General features: G+C 73.0%; 5 protein-coding genes. 3 read left to right on the top strand and 2 right to left on the bottom strand.

The genetic code is table 11. The annotated features are described in order from the left end of the window. Positions 1-175: 175 nt before the first annotated feature. Positions 176-841 carry a class I SAM-dependent methyltransferase gene (locus PKY62_RS12070; RefSeq protein ID WP_324537292.1) on the bottom strand — a complete coding sequence of 222 codons (666 nt, stop codon included), beginning with the start codon at positions 839-841 and terminating at the stop codon, positions 176-178. 260 nt (positions 842-1,101) lie between these two features. On the opposite strand from PKY62_RS12070, the gene PKY62_RS12075 reads away from it, so the two are divergent. The 3 genes from PKY62_RS12075 (at position 1,102) to lplAB (ending at position 3,863) form a co-directional block, all read left to right on the top strand. Continuing rightward, positions 1,102-2,556 (top strand): NAD(P)/FAD-dependent oxidoreductase, encoded by a 1,455-nt coding sequence (locus tag PKY62_RS12075; RefSeq protein WP_324537295.1) that lies wholly within the window; start codon positions 1,102-1,104, stop codon positions 2,554-2,556. Positions 2,557-2,584: 28 nt separating this feature from the next. Beyond that, positions 2,585-2,740: a hypothetical protein gene (locus PKY62_RS12080; RefSeq protein ID WP_324537297.1), complete on the top strand. Its 156-nt coding sequence runs from the start codon at positions 2,585-2,587 to the stop codon at positions 2,738-2,740. Between the two features lie 73 nt (positions 2,741-2,813). Continuing rightward, positions 2,814-3,863, top strand: a complete 1,050-nt coding sequence (gene lplAB, locus PKY62_RS12085; protein WP_324537299.1) for a lipoate-protein ligase LplAB — start codon at positions 2,814-2,816, stop codon at positions 3,861-3,863. A gap of 91 nt (positions 3,864-3,954) precedes the next feature. Here lplAB and PKY62_RS12090 read toward each other — a convergent pair whose 3' ends face one another. Further along, positions 3,955-4,707, bottom strand: a complete 753-nt coding sequence (locus PKY62_RS12090; protein WP_324537301.1) for a YggS family pyridoxal phosphate-dependent enzyme — start codon at positions 4,705-4,707, stop codon at positions 3,955-3,957. Positions 4,708-4,818: the final 111 nt, after the last annotated feature.

Raw genomic sequence — 4,818 nt, forward strand, 5'->3', positions numbered from 1 at the left:
GAGGCCGAGACCACGTGGATGACGGTGGGCGTGGGACCGAACATCGTCGAGGCGTCGTGGGAGGCGCTGGTCGACTCCATCACGTTCGGCCTGCTGCGGGCTGGGGTGACCGACCGCTCGGCCTGACGACGGGGCGGGGCGGCGGGTGGTCGCGGGCGGCCATCGGCAGGCGCGGTCAGCCCACCGCCGGCCGCCGCGCCACGACGTGGAAGACGTGCCAGTGCTTGGGGCCGGTGAACGACGTCCCGGGCTCGTCCTCCTCGCGCCAGTGCAGCAGGTCCAGGCCCGCCAGGAGCCCCTGGACCTGCGCGAGCGTGTGGAACGTCATGCCCGAGGTGCCGGCCGCGCCGTCGCGCACCCCGAAGAGCTGGACGACGAGCATGCCGCCCGGTCGCAGCGCGCCGCGGACCCGTCGCCACAGCGCGTCGAAGTCCTCCGGCGGGCAGTAGGGCAGCGCGTACGAGGAGTGGACCAGGTCGGCGGCCGGCAGGTCCCCGACCTCGCCGAACGCACGGTGCTGCACGTGCAGGCGGTCCCGCACGGCCGGGTCGACCCGCGCCACCAGCCGGGCAAGGGCTGCGGGTTCGCCGTCGACCGCGTGGACGTGCCAGCCCGCGGCGAGCAGCACCTCGACCTCGATGCCCTCGCCGCACCCGAGGTCGACGGCGACCGGTGCACCGACCGGGGGCGCCGGCACGACGTCGTGCGCGCCGCCCGGCACGTCAGCCAGTGCCTCGTCGACGTCGGGACGGCGCAGCGCGAGCGCCTCGAGCAGCAGCTGGCGCGGTGCGCGGCCGTGCTGGTGCGCGTTGTACTCGTCCCAGCTGATGTCGTGCGGCACCGCGCCAGCCTAGGGTGACGCCGAGCACGTCCGGCACGTGGCGGGTCCCCGGTCCGGGCCGTAGGTCCGTGGGCGCCCGCGTCGCGACGGAGGAGCGTGGGCCATGGTGGGCCGAGCGGTCGACACCGTGGAGAGACTTGCCGTCGTACATACCCCTGGGGGTACTGTGTCGGCGGGCCCTCACCGGTGCGGGCCGTGACCCGGCGCTGTCGGACGACGGCGCGGCGGCCGGCACCACGGGCTCGAGGAGGAGATCGTCGGTGGCACGAGTCGTGATTCTTGGGGCGGGCATCGCTGGGCACACGGCCGCCCTGCACCTGCGTCGGTGGCTGGGCAAGGAGCACGACGTCGTCGTCGTGTCACCGAGCTCGAAGTGGAACTGGATCCCGTCGAACATCTGGGTCGGCGTGGGCAAGATGGCCCCGGAGAAGGTGGTCTTCCCGCTCGCACCCATCTACCGGCGCAAGGGCATCGAGTTCCACCAGGCCTTCGGGACCACGATCTTCCCCGAGGGCACGACAGACGACGCGCGACCCCAGGTCGAGATCCGCTCCACCGAGAAGGCCACCGAGGGGCAGACCCGGCGCCTCACCTACGACTACCTCGTCAACGCGACCGGGCCCAGACTCAACTTCGCGGCCACCCCCGGCCTCGGCCCGGACGGCAACTCGTGGTCGGTCTGCACGGCGTCGCACGCCGAGGAGACGGCCCACGCGTTCGACCGGCTCATCGCGCAGATGCAGGCCGGTCAGAGCAAGAAGATCGTCATCGGCACGGGCCACGGCATGTGCACCTGCGAGGGTGCCGCGTTCGAGTACACGTTCAACGTCGAGCACGAGCTGCGCGAGCGCGGCGTCCGCGACAAGGCCGAGGTGGTCTACCTCACCAACGAGAACGAGCTCGGCGACTTCGGCGTCGGCGGCATGAGCTTCACCCAGCAGGGGTTCACCACCTCGAGCAAGACGTGGACCGAGTCCCTGTTCCGCGAGCGCGGCGTCACGGCGATCGTCCAGTCGCACGTCCAGAAGGTCGAGCCGGGCGTGGTGCACTACGAGCAGCTGGACGGCAGCGAGCACACGCTCGACTTCGACTTCGCGATGCTGCTGCCGCCGTTCCGCGGCGCGGACCTCAAGGCCTTCGACCGCGCGGGCACCGAGATCACCGACGTCCTGTTCGCGCCGAGCGGGTTCCTCAAGGTCGACGCGGACTACACGCCCAAGCCCTACGAGGAGTGGCGGGCCGAGGACTGGCCGACCACCTACCGCAACCCGACGTACCCGAACATCTTCGCCCCGGGGATCGCGTTCGCCCCGCCGCACCCCATCTCGGTACCACGCAAGAGCCCCAACGGCACGGTCATCACGCCGGCGCCGCCGCGCACCGGCATGCCGTCCGGCATCCAGGCCCGGGTGGTCGCCGAGACCATCCGCGACCTCGTCAAGGACCCGTCGGCGCACGCGCACGAGGCCTCGATGGCCCGGATGGGTGCCGCGTGCATCGCCTCGGCGGGGTCCGGCCTGCGTCGAGGCTCGGCGGCCTCGATGACGATGTTCCCCGTGGTCCCGGACCGGGTGCGCTACCCGGCCACGGGACGCGACGTCAAGGGGACCTCGGGCGAGATCGGGCTGGCCGGGCACTGGATGAAGGCCCTGCTGCACTACCTGTTCATCTACAAGGCCAAGGCGCGTCCGCTCTGGTTCCTCATCCCCGAGTGACGACCCCCACGACCTGAGAGGACCCCCCATGGACGCCACCACCGCGACCGGCGAGTCGATCGCCAGCGCGCCCCTGCCCACCCCCGCGACCCTGAAGCGGCGCCAGAACCTCGTCTACCAGGCGTACCGGTTCCTCGCGATCAACCTCAAGATGATCCGGGTCATCGCGCGCGGGCACCACTGAGGCCACAGGCGCGACGGGCTGCACCCGGCGACCGCGGGTGCACCCCGTCGCGCATCCCTGGGATGATCTGCGGATGCGCGGAGAGTACAAGGTGCCTGGTGGCAAGCTCGTGGCGGTCGACGTCGAGGTCGACGGCGGCGCGCTGACCGACGTCGCGGTGAGCGGCGACTTCTTCCTCGAGCCCGACTCCGCTCTCGGGGCGATCGACGCCGCGTTGCTCGGGGTGCCGGTCACCTCGACCGTGGCCCAGCTGACACAGGTCCTCGAGGCCGCACTCACCCCGGACGTCACGATGGTGGGTTTCACCCCCGAGGCGATCGCGATCGCCGTGCGCCGCGCACTGGGGCACGCGACGCGGTGGGAGGACCACACCTTCGAGATCGTGCACGAGGCGGCGGAGGAGCCCGCGATGCACATGGCGCTCGACGAGGTGCTCGCCGAGGCCGTCGGGGCCGGCACGCGCGGCCCGACCCTGCGCCTCTGGGAGTGGGGCGCGCCCGCCGTCGTCATCGGCTCGTTCCAGTCGTTGCGCAACGAGGTGGATGCCGAGGCCGCCGAGCGGCACGGGATCACCGTCGTGCGGCGCATCTCCGGCGGCGGCGCAATGTTCATCGAGCCGGGCAGCACCATCACCTACTCCCTGACCGTCCCGGCGTCCCTGGTCGAGGGGCTGAGCTTCGAGAAGTCCTACGCCTTCCTGGACGACTGGGTGCTCGGCGCGCTGGGCGGGCTGGGCATTGCGGCCACCTACGTGCCGCTCAACGACATCGCCTCGCCGGCAGGCAAGATCGCGGGGGCGGCGCAGAAGCGGCTGGCCAGCGGGGCCGTGCTGCACCACGTGACGATGGCCTACGACATCGACGCCACGAAGATGCTCGAGGTGCTGCGGATCGGGCGGGAGAAGCTCTCCGACAAGGGCACCACGAGCGCCAACAAGCGGGTGGACCCGTTGCGCTCGCAGACCGGGATGGCCCGGGCCGACGTGATCGAGGCGTTCAAGGCACACTTCCGTTCGCGGTATGCCACGATCGACGGTGCCGTGACGCCGGCCGAGCGCGAGCGGGCGCTGGCCCTCGTCGCGAGCAAGTTCGGCACGCCGGGGTGGACCGCGCGGGTGCCGTGACGGTGGGGCGCCCCGACGGCGACGGTGACGGCGACGGCGACGGTGGTGGTGGTGGTCGGGCGCCGCGGGCGGGAGACGGTCGCGTGCCGGGTCAGGCCAGCGGCGCACGGGGCCCGAAGGCCGCGCTGCCGATCCGCAGCAGGGTCGACCCCTCGGCGACGGCTGCCTCGATGTCCCCGCTCATGCCCATCGACAGCTCGGTGGCCCCGGCCGTCCCGGGCGCACCGCTGCCGGCGACGGCGTCGCGCAGCTCGCGAAGGAGCCTGTAGCCGGAGCGCACCAGGGCGACGTCGTGCGAGCGCGCGCCCACCGTCATCAGGCCGGTCAGCCGCAGCCGGGGGAGCGCCGCGACGGCCGTGGCCAGGGCCACCGCGTCCGCGGGTGCGACGCCGTGCTTGGTCGGCTCGCCGGAGACGTTGACCTGCACCATCACCTCGAGGTCACGATCGGTCGCCACGCAGCGGCTCGACAGGCGCCGGGCGAGGTCGAGGGTGTCGACGCTCTGCACGCACGCGGCCCAGGCGAGCGCGGCGTTGACCTTGTTGGACTGCAGCGGGCCGATGACGTGGACGGCGGGCCCGAGGTCCGCCAGCGCCGGTGCCTTGGCGACGAGCTCCTGGACGCGGTTCTCGCCGAGGAGGTCCGCCCCCGCGACGACGGCGGCACGGACGACCTCGACCGGCATCGTCTTGCTGGCGAGCAGGATGCGGACGTCCTGCGGCGAGCGGTCCGCGGCAGTGGCGGCCGCTGCGACCCGGGCCCGTACGACGGCGAGGCGCGCGGGCAGATCGGCGATGCGGGCGTCGGCATCGGGCGTCGTCGCGCCCGCCCGGTCGGTTCCCACATCCGGACCCTACCGGCGCCCGGGGCGGCCCCCGCGCCGGGCGCCGGTCGGCGTCTCGCGTCGCCGTCGGCCTGCGCCTCGTCACCGGGGCGTGCTGCCGCGTCGCCGTCG

This window comes from Actinotalea sp. (assembly GCF_035443605.1).
Lineage (GTDB): Bacteria > Actinomycetota > Actinomycetes > Actinomycetales > Cellulomonadaceae > Actinotalea.